This window comes from Pedobacter insulae (genome assembly GCF_900113525.1).
Taxonomy (GTDB): domain Bacteria; phylum Bacteroidota; class Bacteroidia; order Sphingobacteriales; family Sphingobacteriaceae; genus Pedobacter; species Pedobacter insulae.
The window spans coordinates 221,963-247,292 of record NZ_FOPP01000007.1 but is presented as its reverse complement, the minus strand read 5'-3'; the positions used below and the strand labels follow the sequence as shown (position 1 = coordinate 247,292).

The following is a 25,330-nucleotide window of genomic DNA, read 5'->3' as shown; positions in this document are numbered from 1 at the left end:
TAAGATAGAAAATTGAACTATAAATTAAATCATAAACTAATTGTCGGCTAATTGAGCGGCCAAACCAGCCCCTGCCACTAATAGCTCTTGCGTGATGGTTTTGGTGTACTCAGAAATCTCAGATTTGAATTCAGTAACAGATGCTCCAGCGCGTATTTCTTCCAATCTCTTCTCCCATTGCCCTGTTAATTCCGCTTGGGCGATTTTTTTATCCTTCACCACCTCGTATACCGCTAAGCCCTTTTGAGTAGGCACTAAGTTTCGCTTTTCGCGGATAATATATTCACGAGTTAACAACGTTTCTATAATTGCTGCGCGTGTAGCCGGAGTACCTAAACCACTATCTTTCATAGCATAACGCAACTCTTCATCTTCAATTTCTTTACCAGAAGTTTCTAAGGCTTTCAGCAAAGACGCTTCATTGTACATCGCCTTCGGCTTAGTTTGCTTTTCAAGCAACGCTTTATTTACAATCGGGAGCAACTCGCCTGCAGTTACCTTAGGTAGAGCTGGATTGTCCTCATCCTTCTTTTCGTCTTCAGCATCGTTAAATACAGCACGCCAACCAGCAAATTGGACTACCGTACCATTTGCAACAAATATAGAACCCGAATTAACAGTTATTTTCGTGATCTCTTTGATACACTCTTGATGAAATGCTTCGATCATCCGTCCAACAACCATATCATAAACTGCCTGATGATCTTTACTTAGATTATATGCTTTCTCTCCAGTGGGTAATATGGCATGGTGATCTGTTACTTTCTTGGCATTGACACTGCGTTTATTTAACTTAATGGTTTGTAAAAAAGCCGCTTGCTTACCAAAAGCTTGATGATCCGTTAGTTTTGAAATTAAGCCTGGAATAGTCGCAAATACATCATCTCCTATATACCGGCTTCCGGTACGGGGATAAGATACTAGTTTACTTTCGTATAGGTTCTGCAATAAATTAAGCGTTTGATCGGCCGTAAAACCATTCTTTTTGTTGGCTTCTTGTTGTAAGCTACTTAAATCGTGCAATAACGGAGGTGGCTCCTTGCGTGGCTTTGCTTCCACTGCAGTAATGTTTCCACCTTTTTCAAAACCAGCAGCTATATCTTCTACCTGGTCAAAAACTTGCTGTGCCTCTTCTTTAGTCTTAAAGTTAGTAATGGAAATTGCTTTAAACAGCTGACCATCTTTATCGAGCTGAATGGCAATTTGGTAGTAAATTTGAGGTACAAAATTCTTAACCTCTATATACCTCGAACAAATCATTGCAAGTGTGGGAGTTTGAACCCTACCTAAAGAAAGTACACTTCTTGAACCGGCAGAAATACTTAGCGCCTGTGTTGCATTCATCCCTACCAACCAATCTGATTCCGACCTACAATGTGCCGAATTAAATAAGCTATCGTAATCTTCACCAGGTTTTAAGTTTCTAAAACCATCTTTAATAGCTTCGTCTGTTTGAGAAGAAATCCATAACCTCTTAAAAGGTTTCTTACATTTCAAAAAATAATAGATGTACCGAAAAATAAGCTCACCCTCACGCCCGGCATCCGTTGCAACAATAATCTCGGTTGCCTCATCAAATAGCTTTTTAATGATATCTAGTTGCTTTCTAACACCAGGATCCTCTACAAAACCATCTTTGGTTTTAATTTTGCGAATAGCCAGTTTAAATCGGGCAGGCAGCATAGGCAAATGTTGCTTACGCCATCCAATAAAACCGTAATCCTGGGGAGGAGCTAGTTGCAATAAATGGCCAAATGCCCAGGTAAAGGAATATCCTTTACCCTCAATGTATCCGTCCTTTCTAGTTGTTGCTCCAAAAACCTTAGCTAATTCACGACCTACGGAGGGTTTCTCGGCAATCACAATCTTCATGCGACGAAGATACAAATTTAGCGATGTTTTGGCCCCATGTAAAATGTCAATTTACCTCCGGCAACAATATCACTATGTTTAATAAATGGCTTCATTAATTGTTTGCCATTTAATAATACCTTTTGCACATATACATTTTTGTCGCTTTGGTTAATGGCTTCAACTGTAAAGGTTTTTCCGTTCTCTAAGTTTAAACTTGCATTATTTACAGATGGCGAGCCCAAAGCATATTCATCGCCCCCCGGTGAGACTGGATAAAAACCCAAAGAGGAAAACATATACCAAGCACTCATCTGCCCACAATCATCGTTTCCACCCAATCCATCTGGCGTGGGTTTATACTGCATTTTTAGAATGCGACGAACCTGTGCCTGGGTTTTATAAGCTTGATCAGTCCAATTGTAAAAATACGCAACATGATGTGCCGGTTCATTGCCATGTACATAACCCCCAATAATTCCTTCACGGGTAATATCTTCAGTATCCGCAAAAAATTCATCCGGTAAATGCATGGTAAACAAGGTATCTAAACGTGCAGCAAATTTCTTTTTCCCACCCATTTGTGTCATTAACCCAACTGGATCATGAGGTACGAAAAAGCTATAATTCCAGCTATTACCTTCAATAAAACCCTGACCATGTGTACTCAATACGTCGAACTCTTTTTTAAAGCTTCCATCAGTTAGCTTGGGACGCATAAACCCGATTGCTGGATCAAAGTTATTTTTCCAGTTATTTGATCTTTTAATAAAGGTCTGGTAAACATCGTCACGACCTAACTTTTTGGCTACCTGCGCAATTGCCCAATCATCATACGCATACTCCAAAGTATTTGATACAGAAACACCACTTCTCTCTGCTGGGATATAACCTAAATCAGCATAATATCCAATCCCTTCATAACTTCGTTTATTGGCTGTCGCGATACATGCATCTAATGCTTTATTGGCATCTCCATTATAAACACCCTTTATAATAGCATCCGCAACGACCGACACACTATGATAACCGCTCATACACCAATTATCGTTTGCATAGTGCGACCAAATAGGCAGCATTTGCAAGGAATTTTGTTCATAATGAGCCATCATAGATTTTACCATATCGTTATTTCTAGCCGGCTGCATCAGGTTAAAAAATGGATGCAAGGCCCGGTAGGTATCCCATAAAGAGAAGGTAGTATAATTTACAAAACCGTTCGCCGTGTGAACACCTTGATCTAACCCCTTATATTGTCCATTTACATCTGTATAGGTAGTAGGATTAATAAAAGCATGGTACATAGCGGTGTAAAAGTTCGTCTTATGATCATCAGATGCACTCACATTGATCTTATTCAGCTCTTTGTTCCAAGTGGCTTGGGCTTGATTTTTAACCTTTTCAAAATCCCATCCTTGAATTTCAGTTCGCATATTCTGTAATGCATTTTCCTGGCTTACCGGAGATAATGCAAACTTGATTTTCACTTGCTCCCCTTCCTTGGTATCAAAATCAAAGTACATTCTCACTTTCTTACCCGCTACTTCAGGGAAGTTCTTCGACTGATCAAATTTACCCCAAAAGCCACGATAGGCCTGACGGGCATCGTAGTTTTTTTGTCCGTAGCTTTTAAACTTCTTAGAGAAACTCATGGCAAAATAGACAGTACGTGTCCTCGCCCATCCATAAGTCTGACGGTATCCTGTAACCAATGTATCATTAACTACCCGAACATAGGTCCAGACCGTTTTCTCGTCATAATTATATATCCCAGCCATTAAATCTAAAATAATATGGCTTTGATCAGATTTTGGAAAAGTATATTGATGCATTCCAACACGCGTAGTAGCCGTCATCTCTGCCGTGATATTATCATCATCCAATTTTACTTTATAATAACCTGCCTCCGCAGTTTCATTGGCGTGAGAAAATGCCGATCTAAATCCACTTTTAGGATCACTTGCCTTGCCCGGATTCATTTGAAGTTTACCTTGAGTTGGCATAATTAAGAAATCACCTAAATCCGAATGCCCCGTTCCACTAAAGTGTGTATGGCTAAAACCAACTATAGTTTTATCTTCATATTTATAACCAGCACAATATTTATATACTTGCCCATTATATTTTCCATTTACCTCGTAAGGAATTGTATCAGTATCCGGACTTAACTGTACAGCGCCAAAAGGAACAGTAGCTCCAGGATATGTATGTCCCATTTTCTCAGTACCAATTAAGGGCTTAACATATTTAACCAAATTTTGTTGAGCCTGAGCGGAAAAAGATAAAAATAAAACGAAATAGAAAATAAACTTCTTCATAATTAAAATAACTAGTATAAAATAATTCCCGAATATATTAATTTTTGAGTAAACTAAATTGTTTTAGTAATAATTTAAAGTAATATAAATGATGGATTATTAATCTTCCTAAACCATGATAAACTCGTCTAAATCTGTATCTTTAACAAGCAAAACTGTCCAAACTGGTTTTTCAATGAATAAGAACATCACCTTACAAGATATTGCCAAAGCACTTAACATTTCAGCATCTACCGTATCGAGAGCATTAACAGATAGTTATCAAATTGGTGCCAAAACGAAAAAACTGGTACTAGATTATGCCAAACAGCATCATTATGTTCCAAATAGGATGGCTCGGGGGCTAAAAGAAGGCAAAAGTAGGTCTATTGGTGTATTAGTTTGCTCGATCGACAATAATTTTATGGCCCAAATGCTCGATGGTATTGATCAGCACTGCTCAGAAAGAGGTTACCAGATTATCATCATGCAAAGCAAAGAATTGTATGAACAGGAAAAAGCAAACGTTGATTTACTGTATGCCAGTGGAATCGATGGCTTATTAATTTCTCCTTCCTATCAAACTGTAGATTTTAGTCACCTCACCCATTTGCAAGAATTGGGTGTACCAGTAGTACTATTCGACCGTTTAAGTAAACATATTGACACTCATAAAGTAGCGGTTGATAATTTTAAAGGAGCTTATGATGCTACAATGCACCTAATTAATAACGGCTATAAAAAAATTGCCCATATTAACTGGGATACAGAACTGAGTGTCGCTACAAAGAGATTCGAGGGCTATAAACAAGCGCTAGAAGATTCGGGAATAAAACTTAATAACGATTGGATAAAATTTATTGATACCACAAATGCAGAAACCTTAACCCTGCAGCTTGATACCGCTTTGCAGGAATTAATGGATTTCAGGCCTTCTCCAAAGGCTATATTTACAGCGACCGACCTCATCAGTACCAAATGTTTAGCCTTGTTGCATAAAAGGGGGTATAGTGTCCCAAAGGATATTGCGCTTATTGGCTTTAGCAATACCGATCTGGCAGATGTACTCAACCCTTCGTTAAGTACAGTACATCAACCCTCTTTTGAAATAGGAAGCCTGGCTGCCCAACAACTGCTTTCGCTTATTAACGGCAAAGATACCAACTCTTTCCAGACGATCTTATTACCTACCGAACTCCAGATCAGGGCTTCAAGTCAGCCTAAAAATTAATCATTTTACATTGTTCAGACTACCTACCTAAATTAATTCATCAAAAACCTGTATTTTTGCCATCTGAATTTTAATAATGAGTAAACACGGTAGAATTTTAGTAGCCATGAGTGGCGGGGTTGACAGTTCTGTTGCAGCGGTAATGTTGCATGAACAGGGATACGAGGTAATTGGCCTTACTATGAAAACGTGGGACTATGCTACTGCAGGCGGAACGAGTAAAGAAACAGGTTGTTGTAGTTTAGACAGCATTAACGATGCGCGTACTTTAGCCGTAAATTATGGCTTCCCTCATTATATTCTGGATATCAGAGATGAGTTCGGTGATTTTGTGATAGACAATTTTGTTGACGAATACCTCGCAGGTCGTACTCCCAACCCATGCGTGTTATGTAATACCCATATTAAGTGGGAAGCGCTGTTAAAGCGTGCTAATAAACTCGATTGCGAATTTATTGCTACAGGACATTATGCTAATATTCGTAAACTAGAAACTGGCAGACACGTTATTTCTAAGGGAAAAGATGAGAACAAAGATCAGTCTTATGTACTCTGGGGGGTATCTCAAGAAAATTTATCGCGGACAAAATTCCCGCTAGGTAGCTTTTCTAAAGCAGACATTCGCCAAATGGCCATGGACATGGGACAGGAAGAACTTGCTAAAAAAAGTGAGAGCTATGAGATTTGCTTCGTACCCGATAATGACTACCGGGCTTTTCTAAAACATAAAGTTGAAGATTTAGAAGATCGTGTTGCTGGTGGTAATTTTATCAATAGCAGCGGGATGGTTATTGGGCAACATAAGGGGTATCCGTTTTATACCATTGGCCAACGTAAAGGGCTAGGGGTTGCTTTTGGCGAACCGATGTTTGTTACGCAAATTCTACCTGAAAGCAACACTGTTGTGCTGGGCAAAGCGGATGAGTTGGAGCGTAAAGAAGCAATGGTTAGGAACATTAATTTAATCAAATACGAAAATATCAACGAACCTTTGGATAATGTGATTACCAAAATCCGTTATAAAGATGCTGGTATGTTAAGCACTATCGTTCAAGAAAAAGATAAAATGAGAGTGGTATTCGATCACAATGTTTCTGCAATTGCACCAGGTCAATCAGCAGTTTTTTATGAGGGAAATGATCTTTTGGGTGGTGGATTTTTGATTTAACTATAACTTCACTACTTCCCCGCTCTTTACAGACTCGTCGCAAGCAAATGCAATTTTCAAACTGTTTATGGCATCCAGTGTAGCCGTTTCTAAAGAAAGGTCTTCCTGGATGGCTTTTAAAAAATGTTCCTGCTCCCGGCTACATAATTCTTGATGGTTCAATTCATCTGATAAGTTTATCCAATCATTGGCTTTTGCAAACTCATCGTCTTCGTCTAAATCCGAATAATGCACTTTGATCGCTTCAGTTTTAGTATGTGAGTCGATATCATCAGATTCACCTGCCTTTGTGCCTTCACCTGCCATAATAGATACCGAGCCTTTCGGACCAAACACATCTTTGATAAAGAAAGAATTATCACTCACCATTGGTCCCCAGCCGGCTTCGTACCAGCCAATAGATCCGTCTTCAAAGCGAATTTGCAGCTGACCATAATTATAATTCCATGAAGGAATATCATCTGTTAATCTTGCACCGATTGCACTAACTTGCTGTGGTTTACTCCCAGTCATCTGGCACATCACATCGATGTAATGCACGGCGCAATCTACAATCGGACTCAAGCTTTTCATTAAATTACGGTGTACGGTCCATTTATGCCCGTGACTTTGTTGATTCAAGTTCATCCTCATTACTAAAGGTTTTCCCATCTCTTTAGCAAGTTCAATAAACTTCTGCCAGGAGGGATGGTATCTTAAAATATAACCAACCAGTAGTTTCTTGCCTGCTTTTTTTGCTGCATCAGCAACACGTTGGGCACCTTCAACAGTATCGGCCAAGGGTTTTTCGATAAAAACATGACACCCATGTTCAAAAGCCCTAACCGCATACAACTCATGTGTATCCGGGTAGGTAGCAATACACACGGCATCGGGTTGAGTAACCACGAGCGCGCTCTCAAAATCATTGAAAAGGGGATAAATTTCACCCAATTGCTTATTTAGCAGGATTTTACTATCACCCGTAGAGACCAATCCGCATATTTCGAACCCAGCGAGCTGGTGATAGGCTATCGCATGAGAAGCTCCCATATGCCCACAACCAACCACCAACACCCTGATATTTTTTGTATGAGCTGTCATTTTTATACGCCTAAGCTCCAACCCTTACGATACTCTCTTTTAACAAATTGATTAACTTCATCGAAATTAGTTACCCTTAAATTTTCTTTATCCCAGATAAGCTTAATATCCCTACCTGGATAACTAAAGCCACCATTTGCTTTTGGAATTTGAACATCCGTACCCCTAATAGCTAAATTAGCAATTAGCAAAGTTTCTGTAAGCGGACCAGCAATTTCAAACGGTGAACTTAAAGCAATTTTGCCATATCCAGCTCTTGCTGCCTCAGCAAATTGTGTGTAATGACCGTTTACATCACCAGGTACTCTTGCAATTTTTGGCTTGGTCTTGTCACTCGCATTTTTAGTTAACGGTAAAAGCCGCGGATTGGCACCGTAAACGTCGCACATCATTTTACCTTTTGTACCTTCAAACAACACCCCATTTGCACCAAATGGTTCGTTAGGCAATAATTCTTCTGGTCGGCCAGGCTTTATTCCCCCGTCCATCCAATGAATTTGCAAGTTATCTTTGGTATGTTTTGTTTTGGCAAAAGTCATGATTACATGACTTGATGGTGGACAGCTGTCGGGGAAATAGCCACGTTTAAATTCGTCTACATAAATACTTCCAACACTACACTGTACATCAATTGGCGTATCCAAATCTAAAACCCTAAAAGGAGGTTCTACTAAATGGCATCCCATATCGCCTATTGCACCTGTTCCATAATCCCACCAGCCACGCCAGTTAAAAGGCACCAATTTCTCGATGTATGGTTTGTTTGGCGCACTGCCCAGCCATAAATCCCAATCTAGCTCTTTCGGGACAATGCCATTGGTTGATGGCCATAAAATACCTTGAGGCCACGACGGCCTGTCTGTCCAGCAATACACGGTTTTTACCTTTCCAATTAGCCCAGCGTTACACCAGTCCTGCAATTTACGGACCCCATCACCTGATGAACCCTGATTGCCCATTTGGGTCACTACCTTATAACGTTGTGCGGCTTCAGTTAATTTTCTTGCCTCATAAATGTCGTGGGTAAGTGGCTTTTCAACATATACATGTTTACCTAACTGCATAGCGGCCATGGCAATCATCGCATGGTTATGATCCGGAGTCGATATAATCACCGCATCGATATGCTTCGCCTCTTGATCGAGCATCTGCCTATAGTCTCTGAAGTACTTGGCTTTAGGGAAATTTCTAACTGTAGTTGCCGCCCTCCTATCATCAACGTCACATAAGTAAGCGATATCTGATATTCCTCCGTTAAACACGTTCGCGATATTACTTTGTCCCTTTCCTCCAGCACCTACTCCCGCAACCATTAAACGGTCACTTGGCGCCAAAAACCCCTTACCTCCCAGTACATGCCTAGGAACAATCATAAATCCGGCGGTTGCAATTGCGGTAGTTTTAATAAAATTACGACGGGATTTTGTTATTTCTTTCATTCTTTTGTATTAAACTTTAACAAATGAAAATTTTGTCAAAGTGATTATTTCTTGCTTAAATCCTTTATTCTAATATTTCTAAACTCAACTGGAGAACCATGACCTAGAAAGCCGATATGACCGGCATCCCTTAATAAACCAGGATGCTTTTGTCCATCCGCCGCACCATTCTTTCGAGCTTCCGTAATATCAGCATCCACAATTGTTTCTCCATTTAAAATAACCTTAATCTTAGGACCTTTTACTACCACTTCCTGATAGTTCCATTCACCCGTTGGTTTTAAAAAACCTCGTTTGGCAGCCGAAACTCCGTAAACAGAGCCATGATATTGGTATTGCTTCAAGTTTTTATAGACTGGTGCATCATTGTCTAGAATCTGTAACTCCATCCCCTCATATGCGGCATCGCCTTCTAAGGGAGCTCTTATGCCCAAACCGTTGTTCGCACCTGGGGTAAGCTTAAACTCAAATCGATAAATGAAATCACTGTATTGCTCTTTGGTAAACAAATTCCCGCCAGAACCTTTTCCTGGTTTAGGACGAATAGCTAGATTTCCATTTTCTATTACATAATCGGTCGTATTACCAACCCAACTATGCATATTCGTACCATCAAATAGAACCTTATAACCTTCTTTAACTTCTTGTGCACTTAATTCAAAAGGTTTTGTTCTGGGAAGTTCTTTGATGAAAATATTGCGATAAGCAACAGGCGATCCATGTGCCTGCAATTCAATTTGCTCTTCATTAAAAATAGGTAATTTCCTATCCCAATAATTTTCAAGTATCACATTATCAGTCACCAAAACACCGTTTAAGTAAACCGTTACCCGGTCTGCAATCATAACAATGCGAAAAGTATTCCATTCATCTAGAATGTTATCAGCTACTTTTAATGGCTTGCTTGGGTTAAGCTGATTATTATACAAACCTCCAGAACCTACCTGTGCACCTACGTTTGTACGTGCATTATCCCAAATTTGTACTTGCGGTGTTCCCCGCAAATAAATACCAGCATCCCCTTCTCCCTTTTTATCATCAATAATTTTCCAGTCTACCAACATTTCGAAATCGCCATATTTTTTAATGGTCGCTAAATTATTTCCTTTACTCATAAAATGAAGCTCGCCATTTACTGGCTTCCAGCTTTCGGCAGCTTCCTTATTTGCCTTTTCCTGGGCAGCGGCTAAAGTACTTGCATCCATTTTGGCACGTTTAATAGGATCTCCAACTAAACCTTGCCAGCCTGTTAAGTCTTTTCCATTGTAAATAGAAACAAAACCTTCACCAGCTTCCATATCAGCAATATATTTCTTCATTGCCTCTTTTTGATATTCACTATCAGCGCCAGTAATCACCGAGATGGTTTGATTAAGCATGTTTTTTACAAGTTCGCCATTATATTTTCCGGCTAAGGCAACATTCATTACGGTGGTAGCTGCATTTTGTTGCAAGCTTGCCTCGTTTAAATAATTACTTGCAAAAACTAAGGTGTTGAAAGTTTTAGCCTGCTCAGCATCCCTTAAGATTTGTTGCTTTTGAGCGGTAGTCTTGGCAACTTCCATTGCATTTTTTAAGCATAATAAACGTTGTTCTGGTAGTAAATTTGCTGCTTTTACCAATTTCAAATAGCCTTTTACTGCCTGATCAAGAGTTGCATCATCTTTGCTGGTTCTAGCAATATTGATCAACGTTTGTGCAGCTTCAAAATTTGTCCAACTTGTTAATGAATTTAAAGCTGCGCGCTTAACTTCATTACTTCCATTTTTAAACTCATCATTAATCGTGCTTAAAGCTTGTTTGCCGCCTAAGCTAGCCAATATTGGATAATACAATGCTTGTTGTGCCGCAGGAGATGCTTTCATTTTTGTCAGCACACCTTCAACTTGTCCTTCTTTAGCACTGGTTTTCAAGGCCGAAATAATAGCAGCTTGAACAGCTCTGGTTTGCTCAGCTGTTTTATTTTCATTTAACAAAACATATAATTGAGGTAACTGCTCTGCAGAAGCAACTTGCTTAAGAGCCCCGTAAGCTGCTAGTTGAACTTGTAAGTCTTGGTTAGTTAATTCCTTAAAAACTGCCTGAGATTGACTGGTAGCTGCCTTAGCCGCTAATATATTTATAAGCGCTATTTGCACGTTTGGTGTTGTTTTCGGAAGTGCCTCAGCAACAATTTTAGTAATATCTTCTCCTTTCATTTTTAAAATAGCATCACTATAAACCTGTAAATCACTTGCGTCAGCTTTCTTCATGCGCTTTAAAAAATCGGAAAGTACACGTTCCTGTCCCAAAGAAGCAGCCGTATTAATAGCAACGTACCTTACTTCTTGTTCTTTACTTGTTGTAAGCTTTAGCATAGCTGGCAATGACTGTTGTGCGTTTGCATCCGCTAAGAAATGTAATAGAAGCACTTGCGTCGGTGCATCAGCCTTTTTTAATTCTTTTAACCAAACCGCTGTTTCTTCAGTTTTAAAATATGGTAGTGCAGCTTTTAGGGCGGCAGCACGGTAAGCAAAAGATGGATCTTTTAAAGCTTTAGTAAAATAAGGAGTAGATGGAGCCGCAGCGGCCATAATTTCTAAGGCAGCAATTCTAACATTGGCCGACTGGTCTTTAAGGTTATTTGCGATTTTAATTGCGGTTGCCTTATCCTTGTTTAACATTTTATGTGCAAAAACCAGATACGAAGACAATGCATTAGTCGCATCGTAAGCATAGCCTGCCTTAGCAGCAGCTTTTTGCAAAACTGGTTCATTAGCTGGATCTCCTAATTGGGCAAGCGCTGCCAATGTAATTTTTGAGAGGTCCGAATCAGTAGAAGAATTTAATATACCGATCAAAACTGCTCCTGCTGCTTTTAAATCTGTATGTCCTAAAGCAGCTATAATACTTAATTTAGCTCTTCCACTAGCTGATGATAAAGCTTTAAGAAGGGTGTTTTTTGAAAGGTCAGTATTAATCTTCGCCAATGCTCTTGACGCAGCGTCGGCTAAAGCCTCGTTTGTTAAAAACTGCGCTATTTCAAGAACAACTTCATCTGTGCCGATTACATCAAACTGACTCAAAATAAATGCTTTATGTTGTACTCCAGTTAAAGAGACTAAGGCTTTTTTATAGGCATTAACGGCTATTTTCCTAGCATTTTCTTTTCCTGGCTGACTCGCATAACCAGAAAACCCATTAATTGCATAAGTTAATACTGATTCATTGTCTTTCGAATTTAACCCGATAATTAAAGTATGATACCCATCAACACCAAGTTGCGTAATATCATTCATGTTTCGGTTAAATTGGTTGGTGTTTTTAGCAGGCAATTCTGCTAACAAATCGGCAATGCGAGTGGCAACCGTTCGTTCGTCTTTTTTTTCTTGGGCACTCAGGTTGGGAAGCAATAAGCCCACAAAAAGCATTATCCCTAATATTTTACGTATCATTTGAATATAGTGTTGTTTAAGTAGATATTTTTAAATTGAATATGGAGCTCTCATTACAGGATTTAATAATTTATTAGCACCCTCGTCATCAATAAACTCTTGTTTAATGGGATCGAATTTAAGTGATCGGCCTAAGCGAAGCGCTATTAATCCGATGTTAACAAGATTGCAGGAACGATGTCCATTCTCCTCGTTCAAAGCAAACTTTTGTCTGGTTTTAACACATTCAACAAAATCCGTAAGCTGACTAGGTGGTTCTGGAAATGCGGCTAACTTCCTGTCTAGATCAGGTATATCTGATTTAAAACCCGGATACAATTTCCCTTTTGGACCTTCAATATAAGGTACATTTGTATCAGTCCCAGCACCATCTAATATAATCTGACATCCATCAGCATAAGTATAGGTAATTCTACGCCAGGTTCCAACGGCATCATAATGCTGTTGAGGCGCATCTATTTCCACAGAAACCGGACTTGTATTATCCTTTCCTAAAAAATACTGGATCGGATCAATATAGTGTTGCCCCATATCGCTAAGGCCGCCACCATCATAATCCCAATATCCCCTAAATGTTTGGTGTACCCTGTGGGTGCTGTAAGGTTTAAAAGGAGCTGGACCTAGCCACGATTCGTAATCAAGTTCTGCAGGTACTGGTTCTATTGGAAGGTTTTCATTCCCAACCCAGAAAAATTTCCAATCGTATCCTGTATGCTTTCCTACAGTTACCTTAAGCGGCCAACCTAAAAGACCACTATCAACTAATTTTTTAATAGGCTTAACTGTTGTGCCCATACCGTAAAATGTGTCTTTAAACCTAAACCAAGTATTAAGTCTAAACATGCTCCCATTTTGTTTCATGGCTTCAACTACTCTTTTGCCCTCTCCAATAGTATGGGTCATCGGCTTTTCACACCAAACGTCCTTTCCGGCATTTGCCGCATCAACTGCCATTATTCCGTGCCAATGAGGCGGAGTTGCAATATGTACAATATCTACTTCTGGCAGCTTTAAAAGTTCACGATAATCACCAAATGTTTTGACACCCTTGTCTAGCAAGGGCAATGATTTTGCAATATGTCTGGTATCTACATCGCAAATCGCCACAACTTGGGTTCCATCATATGGAAAATGACCCCTGCCCATGCCACCAACGCCTATTACCGCCTTGGTGAGCTTGTCGCTTGGAGCTAAATAACCTTGCCCTCCAAGCACATATCGAGGAACAATGGTAAATGAGGCTAAGGCAATGGTAGATTTTTTAATAAAATCTCTTCTGCTGTTTTCTTGTTTCGGTTCTTTTATGGTTTTCATGTATGGTTTTGGTGATTATAAAACGTTAATACGATAACTCTTACGTCAAAGTAATATTAGAAATAATTTACAACAAAGGCAAAAGATCTATAAAAAATGAAATAAATAAAAATACTTTAATTATTTTTTTATTTAAGTTTGATGATATTAGTTAAAATATATAGATAAGCTGATGAATCTTTCCTTATTAAATGGATTATTAAAAGAACGCAACGAAAAACACCTGCTACATAAATATAGGCTTTTAAAGTGTCTTTTCAATCGAGGCCCCCAAACTGTCTCCACACTCTGTGATGATCTGGGAATGAGCCCTCCAAGTGTGCTAAAGTTAATTAATAGTTTGGCAGGAGATAATTTGATAGAAAAAAAAGGCCTCGGATTGTCTATTGGCGGAAGAAGGCCTGATCTTTATGGCTTAGTGGACGGAAAAATCTTAATTTTCTGTATAGATATACAACTATTTCATACTAAAATAACCATTATTGAAAACAACCATAACGTGGTAGTTGACACTAAAATAATTAACCTGCCCATTACCATGAATAGGTCCGACTTTTTGAATATTTTAAATAAAGAAATACAGAAAATGATGGATTCTGAAAGAGTTGACAGGAGCAAATTAATTGGATGCAGTGTTGGAATTCCTGGTTTGATAGATACAGACAAGGGAGAAAATTATAGCTACCTGTTAGATTCTGATCAAAATATTCCATTAGCAACCGCTTTTGAAAATGTACTACAATTGCCGGTTGTTATTCAAAATGATGTAAACGGCTCATCTATGGCTGAACTTAGTCACGGACTGGCAAAGGGGAAAAAGAATGTGCTGATCTTATTGATGGATTGGGGAGTGGGCTTAGGAATTATAATGGATGGAATGTTACGCAAAGGTGCTTGTGGTTTTTCTGGCGAGTTAGGCCATATACCCGTTGTAGAGAATGGCGAACTGTGTTATTGCGGTAAACACGGATGTTTGGAAACAATTGCTTCCGGAAATGCTTTATCGAAAATGGCTAAGTCCGATATTTTATCTGGCAAGAATTCTATGCTAAACCAACTTAGCCCAGAGGAGCTGGAAAGAATTGAACCAGACATCATAATTAAAGCAGCAAATAAGGGAGATCAATATGCGATCCAGCTTCTATCTAACGTTGGTGCACACATGGGTAAAGGAATATCCATACTAATCCAATTATTTAATCCAGAGCTAATTATTTTAAGTGGCCAAATAGCTGCAGCCAAACAATATATAACATTGCCTATGCAACAAGCCATCAATACGTATTGTATGACCCAAATTAGGGAAAAAACCATTATTGTTACCTCTGAGCTTGGTGAAACGTCAAGGCTACTGGGCTATGCAATGCAAGGTATTAATGAAATTTTGGACGCCTACATAAAAATGACTAAGCTTACAAAAGCAACTATAGATTAACTTTTGTCCAGCCAATTATTAATTTCATAGGGAGTACTAAGCTTTAATTTTTTCTTCTTACCTGGTTCAAAATAGTAATCTACCCTACCCAAATTAATCCCGGCAAAACCCACTTGATTGATCGTAGTTATTTGTCCACCTAGATTTTTAACATCTTCCGGAACAGTTAAGAATGAATGGGTATGTCCACCAATTATTAAATCTATATTTTTAGTGCTCGCTGCCAATACTTGATCAGAAACGATAGCGTCTCTATATTTATACCCCAAATGAGAAAGACATATCACTAAGTCGCACTGATGATCATTTTTAAGGAGCGAGGCAGTTGCATTGGCAATTGCTATTGGATCTAAATATTGCGTTTCACCATAGTTTTTTGGATCAACCAAACCCTTTAATTGAATACCAATTCCGAAAACACCTATTTTCAGTCCCGCTTTCTTGAATATTTTAAAAGGTTTCGTCGACTGATAAAGAGCTGTATTTTTTAAATCATAATTAGCAATTAGCACCTCAAAATTTGCGTGTGGCAGTTGCTTGTAAAACCCTTCTATTCCATTGTCGAAATCATGGTTTCCTAAAGTGGTTGCATCATAACCCATGGCACTCATTAACTTCAATTCCAATTCTCCACCATATTTATTAAAATAAGGCGTACCTTGAAATATATCCCCAGCGTCTAGCAACAATACATTTTCTTGTTCAGCCCGTATTTTTTTAATCAGCGCAGATCGTCTTGCCGTGCCACCTAATCCTTGATTTCTCGAGCCATCCATAGGAAAAGGTTCAATTCTACTATGTACATCGTTTGTATGAAGAATAGTTATTTTTTGCAAACGCCCAGTGGCAAATGCATCAAAAGAATTGATGTTCAGTGCAAATGCAGCACTTAATATGCCACCTGCCTTGATAAAATTACGTCGGTTAGTTTTTTGTAATTCTTCCATCTGTTTTAGCTTCAATCTTTTTACCAGCAAATTCTAACTCAGCAACTTCTTTTAAAAGAGCGTCCCTTACTAGTAAACCAATATTTTTTCTGGAAATAGGATTAGCAAAACCTTTAGCGTCATCACCGCCATTACCTATATAATCTGATGTAAGTACCATATAAGTTTGGTTAACATCAAAAGGCTTACCATTGATATAAATATTTTCAGGGGTTTTGTCCTTGATATTCATCCTTAGGCCCGCTACAGGTTGCCCGTTAGTCAGCGCGATATAATTCAGGATAATAAGTACATCGCTTCCTTTAAGCTTAAATAGTACAAGCTGATTTTCAAAAGGCATTAATTCAAATACACCTGAAACAGTTATTGGTCCCTTTGAAATATCGTTACGTAATCCACCTTTTGTAGTTGGAAACACAAAATCGATAGTTGGTTCTAACTTTTTAGCTTGATTGAATACCGCATCAGCAAAGAAATTACCCAACACAGACTCCGGAAACTCTGATGTTTTTGTCAACAAAACCGAGGTATGCCCAATTACTTTGGTCATTTCTTGATCAAGCTTTTGTTTATAAGGCAAATAGGTTCTAACAATAGCGCTATCAACCTCAATTTTGTCATTGATGCTATATTCTTCACGGTTCGACTTGGTAATAGCATACTGTGTACTGCATGAACTCAAGAAAGTTGCAGTAAGTATAAAAATCCAAAGTCTTATCATACCCATGCAATTCCCTTTTTAAGTAACTCTTGAGTTTTTTCTTCCTCACTACCTGCTTCAATTGCGGGGTTATAATTCCATTTTGCGGTTGGTGGCAAACTCATTAAGATACTTTCTATTCTCCCATTGGTTTCTAATCCAAATTTAGTGCCCGCATCGTAAACAAGGTTAAACTCTGCGTAGCGACTTCTACGAAGATATTGCCATTCCTTTTGTTGCTCTGTAAACGACGTTTCGTAATTTCGTTCAATCAGTTCTGTATATATGGGCAGAAAGGTATTTCCTACCGCAACTGAAAAATCTAAAATTCGGTCAAAATCAAGATTAGTATTTTCAGGTCTTAAGCGGTCGTAGAATATACCACCTACTCCCCGGGTTTCATGTCTATGCTTGATAAAAAAATAGTCATCAGCAATTGCTTTAAATTTTGGATAAAAAGAAGAATCAAACTCATCACACGTTTGTTTCAAACGATGATGGAAGAATCTGGCATCAGTCGGAATTATGTAGTGAGGAGTTAAATCAATGCCGCCACCAAACCATCGGGTTTGCTCATCCATTTCAAAATATCTTACATTCATATGAATAATGGGAACAAAGGGGTTTTCGGGATGCATGACTATAGAAACACCCGTTGCAAAAAAATCGTCGCTCGCTACTTTGAAAGCCTTTTTAACAGCTTCTGGCAGTTTGCCATGCACTGCCGAAAAGTTCACCCCACCTTTTTCTATCACCTTGCCATGCTGCATTACCCGAGTTCTACCGCCACCGCCACCTTCACGGTTCCATAGCTCTTCTTCAAACCTAGCTTTTCCATCAGCCTGTGCCAAACCATTACAAATATCATCTTGGAGTTTTTGATAGATTGCCGCTACTTTATCTCTAAACATTTTCTTTAAACCTTTTTTACAGTGTAAAGTTAAAGCTAATACAAAAGCTATCTGCAATAATCAAAGAGAAAGTACATTTTTTTGACATAAAACACCTTATACTTCCACATAATCCAAATCTTTATTAAACGTTTCCTTAAGCTGGCTTAAAGCAAAGAAAGCAATGAGTAAACAAACCGTCCCAACGATCATGGCGCTTTGCAAAATACCAACCTCAGCCTTTAAAAATTGGAAAGATATCGTTATCGCAACCACTGAGCCTCGCACAAAATTCGGTACTGTGGTTGTTACAGTGGCCCGCAAATTAGTGCCAAATTGCTCAGACGCAATCGTTACAAATGTTGCCCAGTAACCGGAAGCAAAACCTAGGAATAAGCTTAACCAAATAAATGTTTCGGGACTTAGTCCTTTTGCGGATAAATAAATAGCGATGGCAATGGCCGTTAACACTAAGAAAATAAACATAACTTTTTTTCGCGAACGTAAAAGCTGACATAAAAACCCAGCTACAATATCTCCTACGGCAATACCAATGTAACAATACATCACCCCTTTGCCCACATTTATAATACCAGTAGCATTTAATGCTTTGCCAAATTCAGGTGAAAAAGTAATGAGTACTCCTACTACAAACCACAATGGTAAACCCACAAAAATACAAGCCAAGTATTTCTTAAATCTAGCGCCATTATTAATAAGCATGAGGATATTACCCCGTTTAATGGTACTTTCTTTTACTTCTTTAAAAAGACCCGATTCAGCTAAGCCAACTCTCAAGAACAAGAGCAACAATCCCATTCCACCACCAATAAAGTAGCTGGTTTGCCAAGTATAGTGATCGCTGACCAGCGCTGCTGCCACTGCGCCAAACAAACCAACCCCAGCGACAATCATCGTACCATATCCTCTGTTCTCCTTACTCATGGTTTCGGTAACCAAGGTAATTCCAGCGCCTAATTCTCCAGCCAAACCTATTCCCGCAATGAAACGAATAATTGTATAAGCAGTTACAGAACTCACAAAGCCATTAGCAATATTGGCTAAGGAATAAACGATAATAGAGCCAAATAATACGCTTAATCTTCCTCTTTTATCGCCCAACACACCCCATAAGATGCCCCCAATTAACATTCCGAACATCTGGCTATTGATAATATCTGCACCTATACTTAGCATATCGTCGTCGGCCACACCCAAATCCCTTAAACTTTTAACCCTTACCACAGAGAAAAGAATTAGATCATAGATATCTACAAAGTAGCCTAATGCAGCAACAATAATAATAAGGGTAACATTCTTTTTATTTGAGGCGTCCATATATTTAATTTGAAGCGATTAAACTACAAATAAACAAACACTTGACAAAATTAAAAATTGTGGAACTACCTGATTATTCAATCTGCATCTCGAACAACAAATAATGTTTGATACCAAATTTCTTACCCCAGTTCTCCACATCATTTCCACTACTGCCAATGTCACACCATGATTTTGAACCATCAGCTCTCTCAAAAGGCAAGATCATGGCCATGAAATGGAATTTCTTACCATATCCAATCTCCAGTTTACTCTCATCCGCTAAATTGCGAAGGCTATAATCATCATTTGCCAATGCATCATATTCTTTCGTTACCGAAAATCTGGGGAACATAAAGGAGATCTTAATTTTGTTTTTCGATGTTAGCTTTGAAATAACACTTAGTGCCAATGTAGTATCATTTACTTTATCCATACCCATCTTCGCCATGTCCTTACTATTAAACACAATGGTGTCAGACTTGATTTTTCCGTCCCAGATTTCTTTAACACTTAGCCTGTAAGTTTTATTTTTCAACTCCTTACCGGTAAAATCAATTTTATAATAATCTACACCCTCAAACCGCAACAGATGGAATAGCTCTTGGGTATCAGAACCAAATTTAGAGATCATTTTTAAACCATCGTTCTTTTGTTGCCCATAGGTTCGTCCAACTGTAACTGATAACATCAGTAAACATAAAATTGTATATCTTTTCATAATCTATATTTTTCATCGAAAGTAAAGCAAAAACAGCCTCTTAAAGTTAAAACGAGTTAATGTTGAGTTAATTAGTGTTAACACAGTTCTTATATCCATTTTTGCAACTTATGTTTGTACCTATGCAAAAAAGGATCGTATCCGTTTTAATTTTAATGAGTATTTGTGTGCTTGGCATAACAGGGCTGCAACTTTATTGGAATTATCAAAACTATCAAGTAGTTGTAGCGAACTTTCGAAAAGATGCAGACATAGCCCTGGATAAAGCAGTTGACGAGGAAATAAAATTAAGGAGAAAACAAATCGTCTTAATTTTCAAGGGCTGGCTTGCCGATAGTACAATCATGAAAATAACATGTGATACGGCAAACAGAGAACATCAAACAGCTTTTACCTTAAAAGACGCAGTTCCATATTATCCCAACGAAAAGGCTGATCAGCGAACAGTGAGTATTAGCAATTTTAAAGAGAAGTTAGGTAAAATTACTCCTAAAGCAAAACAAGTAATCATTAATCACTTTGCAATGATCGTACAAGATGATCTACGGGATGGAACAACTTTTTATTATACACAAGGAATTGGCCATCGCTTGGAAAAGGTCTTTGAAAATAGCAGATTAAATATCATTAATTTGGAGGCACTGTTTGAGAAGGAACTACAAAAGAAGAATATTTCCCAAGCATTTAAACTGATTACAAAAGAGCATGTAAAAGTTGCGGGTTTTACTACGCATAAAGTCAATGCTGCTTTAAGGCGTCCGTATAAAAAAGAAATGGTTTGGGCTAAACTAGAAACTCCTAATCAGTATTATTTTAGAGAAATGAAATGGTTGATTATTTCGTCCTTCTTACTCATTGGAATTACTTTATTTTGCTTTTATTATACGATTAAAACTTTATTTAACCAATATAAATTGGTGGCCATTAAGAATCAATTTATCAGTAACATGACACATGAGATTAATACACCACTCTCCTCAATTCAAGTCACAACAGAAGCCTTACAACAATTTAATTTCGATGAAGAAACAAAAGCAAAATACCTCGACATTATCCTTTATCAAACTAAAAAATTAAATGGCCTTTCAGAAGAAATTCTTGAGAATGCTAAGTTGGAAACATTAGCTTTCAAAAGAGACCAGGAAGTTGATATAGTACAGTTGTTAGCTACCTTAATACAAGACTTAAAGCTTGAAGAAAGAGTGATTTTAAATTATCAATCAAATTTAGTGAATGCTATCCTAAAAGGAAACAAAAGCCATCTTTCACGCTCAATAGCAAATGTTTTAGAAAATGCATTTAAATATAATACCGCTCATTCGCCAACTATCGACATTGAACTTCAAGAAACAAATAAAGGATTTAAAATAACCATTAGCGATAATGGCCCTGGAATTGCCAATGAATTTAAAGACAAGATATTCGACCAATTCTATAGAATTCCAACGGGAAATGTTCATGACATCAAGGGATATGGTCTGGGTTTAAGTTACGTTAAAAAGATAATTTCACAACATCATGGGAGTATTCGCGTGTCAGATAATCAACCCAGGGGAACCATTTTTTCCATCAATCTTCCGAAACTATGAATAATTTTAAGCTTCTGTTAGTTGAAGATGAACCATTTTTAGCTAAAGTGGTAGAGGATAGTTTAATCCAGAAAGGTTATGCGCTAACACATGTTGTAGATGGCAAAAAGGCTTATAATTTGGTACTAAGCGGTGATTTCCACCTACTCATTCTAGATGTGATGCTCCCAGGCATCGATGGTTTTACATTGGCAAAACAGATCAGACAAATCCATAAAAAAATTCCGATACTATTTTTGACGGCGAAAACCGAGACAGCTGATTTAATTGAAGGTTACAGAAGTGGTGGAAATGATTACCTTAAAAAACCTTTTAGTTTAGACGAATTGTTCCTGAGAGTGGAGGAATTATTAAAAAGAAACCAAGCTCAAGATAAACTAAGTTTAATCGACATCGTCATCGGTAAATATACTTTTAGCCACCATAAACAAGAACTCCAATACGAACATCAAGTAATTAAACTTTCAAATAGGGAAAGTGAACTGCTGTTATTACTTTATCAGCATAAAAATAATTTAACAGAGCGGCGAATGGCACTCCTATCTCTTTGGGGTGATGATAGCTTTTTTAATACCAGAACAATGGACGTTTTCATCACACGTTTACGTAAGCACCTCACCTTAGATAAACAGGTAGCTATTTTAAACGTTAGAGGCTTAGGTTACAAGTTAATCTGTTAATATATTCGCTATTTAATCGTTATAGTTGCCTCTGATGTAGTGGAAGCACTAAAATAACCCAACGCACCATTATTAAAATTGGAGTTTGGATTGGCAGGTGTGGTAGGCGGACCACCATTTCCAGATATTTGTGTTATGGAAAACAAAAATTTATAAACATTTTCATCAATCGTGAGCATCTGTACTCTTACCACATCTCCCGTAACTAAATCAGGTTCGTCAATGTAAATCGTATTTTTAACTTCATTACCATCATTAAATCTATCGGACTCTAAATAATAATTAGCCCTTTTCAAATTGTTGATAAAAACTCGATTGTTATAGAAATTAACTATCCCGGCTGGATCATTATAATTTAATTGCACAACTTTTCTAACATTGCCCAAAAAACTAATCTCAATTTGATCTAACGACTTAATAGGTACTGGCAAAGGCATCACAGAGGTTGCCGAATAAGATTTATCATTAACAGTAACCGTAAGTGTATATTTCTCACCAGGAATACCCCTATAACGTGAAGAGACATAATTACCGGGAGTTTGCTCTGTAAAGTTGATTGTCGTACCCCCAGCTGCCTTCAATACCACTGTTGCTTTAGATACTGGCACTTTGCCGTTTGTAGATTCAAAATTAGTAGTAGTAGAAATAATTACGGTATGTCTTGTATTCAAATCTGTTATAACGGATTCAATAACTATTTTAGGCTCCATCTGTTTCAATTTTAAGTCAATAACCTTATCGCAAGACGAAAGCATGATAGCTAATGAAATAAATAAAATATAAAGTTTGTTCATAAGTTAAAATTTGAAGTTCCAGGTAACCGAGGGAATAATACCAAAAAGTGAAGTTTGTACTGCCTGAGTTTGCGTTCGGTTATCAGGATTGTCTCTGAATTCAATGGAAAAGGGGTTATTTCTGTTATAAGCATTGTAAACGCTAAAATTCCAACTCGACTTAAATTTCCTGCCGGGCTTACCCTCAAGTGTAGCAGATAAATCTAAGCGATGAAAATCAGCAGTTCTATTGCCATTTCTTTCTCCATAATAGAATATAGTTCGTCCATCTAGATTATATTTTGCTATCGGAAAAGTGACTGCGTTTCCCGAACTATACACAAAGGTTGAAGAAAGCACCCATCGCTTACCTGCTTTGTAAATTCCTACCAATGAAATGTCATGTGGCCTATCCTGCCTCGCAGTGAACCAGTTTCCATCGTTGATCAAATCAAAAGTCCTTTCGCTTCTCGAAAGTGTATAGCCGATCCAACCATTAAACCGACCGTATTTCTTTTTAAAGAATAACTCCAATCCATAGGCTCTTCCCTCGCCATAAATTAAATCTGCCTCCACATTTTGATTTGCTCTTAAGTCGGTTCCATTTCTATATTCTATCTGATTTGACATAGATTTATAATAAACTTCCGCTGAAAACTCATAATTGTTTTCCTTAAAATTATTGAAGTAACCAAATGAAATCTGATTGGCAATTTCGGGTTTGGTATTCAGACTGTTCATAATATATAAATCAGTTGGCGAGGTAGCGATAGAATTAGACATTAAATGTAAATTCTGCACATTACGGGTATAAGAGGCTTTGACAGACTTTGAGTCATCAAGCTGAAAACTCGCAGCAAACCTAGGTTCCAAATTTAAATAGGTCTTTACAATATCACTCTTGGCATAATAAGTAGAACTTGTTTGTATACCATCATTGTTGAAGGTTTTAAAATTTCCTCCTCCGAGTACTGAAAACGACGATAGTCTTAGTCCATATATCAATTTCAGCTTATCACCAACCTTAGCTTCGTCAGAAATATATGCGGCTAATTCAAGGCCACTCCTATTCTCGATTTTGATCGCATTGATACTGGATGTACTTGGAGAAGTAAGCTGACCTGGGGCAATGGTATGATGAATCGCATCAAACCCAAATTTCAGATCGTGTTTATCATTTAATGCAAGTGAAAAGTCATGCTTAAGATTAAAATCTTTTATGCTTGAGTTAACTGCGAATTCATTCCCATTTTGCAAGTTTTCAATCGTATAATCATATTTACTCATAATCAATGAGGTGTTCGAAAATAAGCGATTACTATAAAAATGATTCCACCTTAATGTTCCAGTAGCATTTCCCCAATTAAACCCAAAAGTATCGCGTAAGCCAAGCCTATCTCTGCCAAAGTAACCAGATAAGTAAATTACATTCTTTTCATCAATTTGATAATTTGCTTTTGCATTTAAATCATAAAAATATAAAATGCTTCCTCTTACCGAAGTGTCGGGTGCAAAAGCAAGAAATGAATCTGCGTATGTTCTTCGTCCACTTATCATAAATGAACTTTTGTCTTTTATAAAAGGGGCTTCCACCTTTAATCTCGAAGAAATTAAGCCAATTCCACCTTCAAAAGTCGCTTCTTTTTTATTTCCATCATTCATCCTAATATCCAACACCGAGGACAATCTTCCACCGTATTGAGCTGGCATTCCCCCCTTGTAAACCGTCACGTCTTTGATGGCATCGGAATTAAAAGTTGAGAAAAAACCTAGTAAGTGCGAGGCGTTATAAACCGGTGCCTCATCCAATAAAATCAAATTCTGATCGGTTGCACCGCCTCTCACATAAAAACCGCTATTTCCTTCACCAGCAGATTTAATTCCGGGTAAAAGCTGTAAAGTCTTTAAAATATCTTTTTCTCCAAAAAGGACGGGTATATGCTGGATATCTTTAATATTAAGCTTTTCAATACCCATTTGGGGCTTGATAACATTTTCATTCCTTCTAATGCTTGTGATCACCACCTCGCTTAAATTATTTGATTCAGTTAGGTCGATAGCTATCTTCTCATCAGATATCACCACAATTTGCTTCGTAAATGTAGTATAGCCTATGTAAGAAACCTCCATATTGTAAATACCTTCTGCTAGACTTATTGAATAAAATCCATAAGAATTTGTAGCAGTTCCAAGCTTCGGAAGCTCAACTATTCTGATACTGGCCCCTATTAAAGTTTCCCCAGTCATTTTATTTTTTACAACTCCACTGATGCTAAAATTTTTCTGGGCATTTACAAAAGGACAGAGGGCAAAATAAAAGAATATCAGGAAAGTTAAATTCTTAAACGAAATGATTTTTATCAAAATAATAGGATTTAAATAACTTTTGCAAAAGTAAGTTATCGAAAGTGAAAACGTACGTAAAATTTTTAAACCTCAATTCTATTGCTGATATTTAACT

At 37.8% G+C, this 25,330-nt stretch carries 18 protein-coding genes; 5 read left to right on the top strand and 13 right to left on the bottom strand.

Annotated features, from left to right (window positions below; genetic code table 11):
• Positions 1-36: 36 nt before the first annotated feature.
• Both topB and BM207_RS13325 read right to left on the bottom strand, forming a co-directional pair.
• A complete protein-coding gene (gene topB / locus BM207_RS13330) occupies positions 37-1,872 on the bottom strand; it encodes a DNA topoisomerase III (RefSeq protein WP_090995004.1) in 1,836 nt (611 codons plus the stop codon).
• A 17-nt stretch (positions 1,873-1,889) separates the two neighbouring features.
• Entirely contained in the window at positions 1,890-4,169 is a 2,280-nt protein-coding gene (locus BM207_RS13325) for a GH92 family glycosyl hydrolase (protein WP_090995001.1), read from the bottom strand.
• Positions 4,170-4,344: 175 nt separating this feature from the next.
• Here BM207_RS13325 and BM207_RS13320 point away from each other — a divergent pair, with 175 nt between their 5' ends.
• Together BM207_RS13320 and mnmA are read left to right on the top strand one after the other, a co-directional pair.
• Positions 4,345-5,379 (top strand): LacI family DNA-binding transcriptional regulator, encoded by a 1,035-nt coding sequence (locus BM207_RS13320; RefSeq protein ID WP_090994997.1) that lies wholly within the window; start codon positions 4,345-4,347, stop codon positions 5,377-5,379.
• Between the two features lie 76 nt (positions 5,380-5,455).
• On the top strand, positions 5,456-6,547 hold the full coding sequence (gene mnmA / locus BM207_RS13315) for a tRNA 2-thiouridine(34) synthase MnmA (RefSeq protein ID WP_090994992.1): 1,092 nt from the start codon (positions 5,456-5,458) through the stop codon (positions 6,545-6,547).
• Here mnmA and BM207_RS13310 read toward each other — a convergent pair whose 3' ends face one another.
• The 4 genes from BM207_RS13310 to BM207_RS13295 are packed head-to-tail and all read right to left on the bottom strand — an operon-like array spanning position 6,548 to position 13,817.
• Positions 6,548-7,630 (bottom strand): Gfo/Idh/MocA family protein, encoded by a 1,083-nt coding sequence (locus tag BM207_RS13310; protein WP_090994988.1) that lies wholly within the window; start codon positions 7,628-7,630, stop codon positions 6,548-6,550. It lies immediately after the preceding gene.
• 2 nt (positions 7,631-7,632) lie between these two features.
• Positions 7,633-9,069, bottom strand: a complete 1,437-nt coding sequence (locus BM207_RS13305; RefSeq protein ID WP_090994983.1) for a Gfo/Idh/MocA family protein — start codon at positions 9,067-9,069, stop codon at positions 7,633-7,635.
• Between the two features lie 44 nt (positions 9,070-9,113).
• On the bottom strand, positions 9,114-12,503 hold the full coding sequence (locus BM207_RS13300) for a DUF1080 domain-containing protein (RefSeq protein ID WP_090994980.1): 3,390 nt from the start codon (positions 12,501-12,503) through the stop codon (positions 9,114-9,116).
• 30 nt (positions 12,504-12,533) lie between these two features.
• Entirely contained in the window at positions 12,534-13,817 is a 1,284-nt protein-coding gene (locus BM207_RS13295; RefSeq protein ID WP_090994973.1) for a Gfo/Idh/MocA family oxidoreductase, read from the bottom strand.
• Between the two features lie 172 nt (positions 13,818-13,989).
• On the opposite strand from BM207_RS13295, the gene BM207_RS13290 reads away from it, so the two are divergent.
• On the top strand, positions 13,990-15,252 hold the full coding sequence (locus tag BM207_RS13290; RefSeq protein ID WP_090994968.1) for an ROK family transcriptional regulator: 1,263 nt from the start codon (positions 13,990-13,992) through the stop codon (positions 15,250-15,252).
• Here BM207_RS13290 and BM207_RS13285 read toward each other — a convergent pair.
• From BM207_RS13285 to BM207_RS13265, 5 genes are all read right to left on the bottom strand, one after another.
• A complete protein-coding gene (locus tag BM207_RS13285) occupies positions 15,249-16,199 on the bottom strand; it encodes a bifunctional metallophosphatase/5'-nucleotidase (protein WP_090994965.1) in 951 nt (316 codons plus the stop codon). The two genes, BM207_RS13290 and BM207_RS13285, sit on opposite strands and share 4 nt — an antisense overlap.
• Complete coding sequence (locus BM207_RS13280) at positions 16,177-16,926, bottom strand: 5'-nucleotidase C-terminal domain-containing protein (RefSeq protein ID WP_090994962.1); 750 nt, start codon at positions 16,924-16,926, stop codon at positions 16,177-16,179. The genes BM207_RS13285 and BM207_RS13280 overlap by 23 nt, the downstream gene beginning before the upstream one ends.
• Positions 16,917-17,810 carry an oxygen-dependent coproporphyrinogen oxidase gene (gene hemF, locus BM207_RS13275; RefSeq protein WP_090995069.1) on the bottom strand — a complete coding sequence of 298 codons (894 nt, stop codon included), beginning with the start codon at positions 17,808-17,810 and terminating at the stop codon, positions 16,917-16,919. The genes BM207_RS13280 and hemF overlap by 10 nt, the downstream gene beginning before the upstream one ends.
• Before the next feature lie 96 nt (positions 17,811-17,906).
• Entirely contained in the window at positions 17,907-19,127 is a 1,221-nt protein-coding gene (locus BM207_RS13270) for an MFS transporter (protein ID WP_090994959.1), read from the bottom strand.
• Positions 19,128-19,200: 73 nt separating this feature from the next.
• The gene (locus BM207_RS13265; RefSeq protein ID WP_090994956.1) at positions 19,201-19,827 is read right to left on the bottom strand and encodes a hypothetical protein; all 627 of its coding nucleotides are present in this window, start codon (positions 19,825-19,827) and stop codon (positions 19,201-19,203) included.
• A 122-nt stretch (positions 19,828-19,949) separates the two neighbouring features.
• Between BM207_RS13265 and BM207_RS13260 the strand changes: the two genes are divergently transcribed.
• Both BM207_RS13260 and BM207_RS13255 read left to right on the top strand, forming a co-directional pair.
• A complete protein-coding gene (locus tag BM207_RS13260) occupies positions 19,950-21,416 on the top strand; it encodes a sensor histidine kinase (RefSeq protein ID WP_177217122.1) in 1,467 nt (488 codons plus the stop codon).
• Complete coding sequence (locus BM207_RS13255) at positions 21,413-22,096, top strand: response regulator transcription factor (RefSeq protein WP_090994950.1); 684 nt, start codon at positions 21,413-21,415, stop codon at positions 22,094-22,096. Before BM207_RS13260 ends, BM207_RS13255 begins: the two co-directional genes overlap by 4 nt.
• An 8-nt stretch (positions 22,097-22,104) precedes the next feature.
• Here the strand turns inward: BM207_RS13255 and BM207_RS13250 are convergent, their stop codons facing one another.
• Positions 22,105-22,890, bottom strand: coding sequence for a DUF4249 domain-containing protein (locus tag BM207_RS13250; RefSeq protein ID WP_090994947.1), 786 nt, complete (start codon positions 22,888-22,890; stop codon positions 22,105-22,107).
• Between the two features lie 3 nt (positions 22,891-22,893).
• Entirely contained in the window at positions 22,894-25,233 is a 2,340-nt protein-coding gene (locus tag BM207_RS13245; protein WP_317040307.1) for a TonB-dependent receptor, read from the bottom strand.
• Positions 25,234-25,330: the final 97 nt, after the last annotated feature.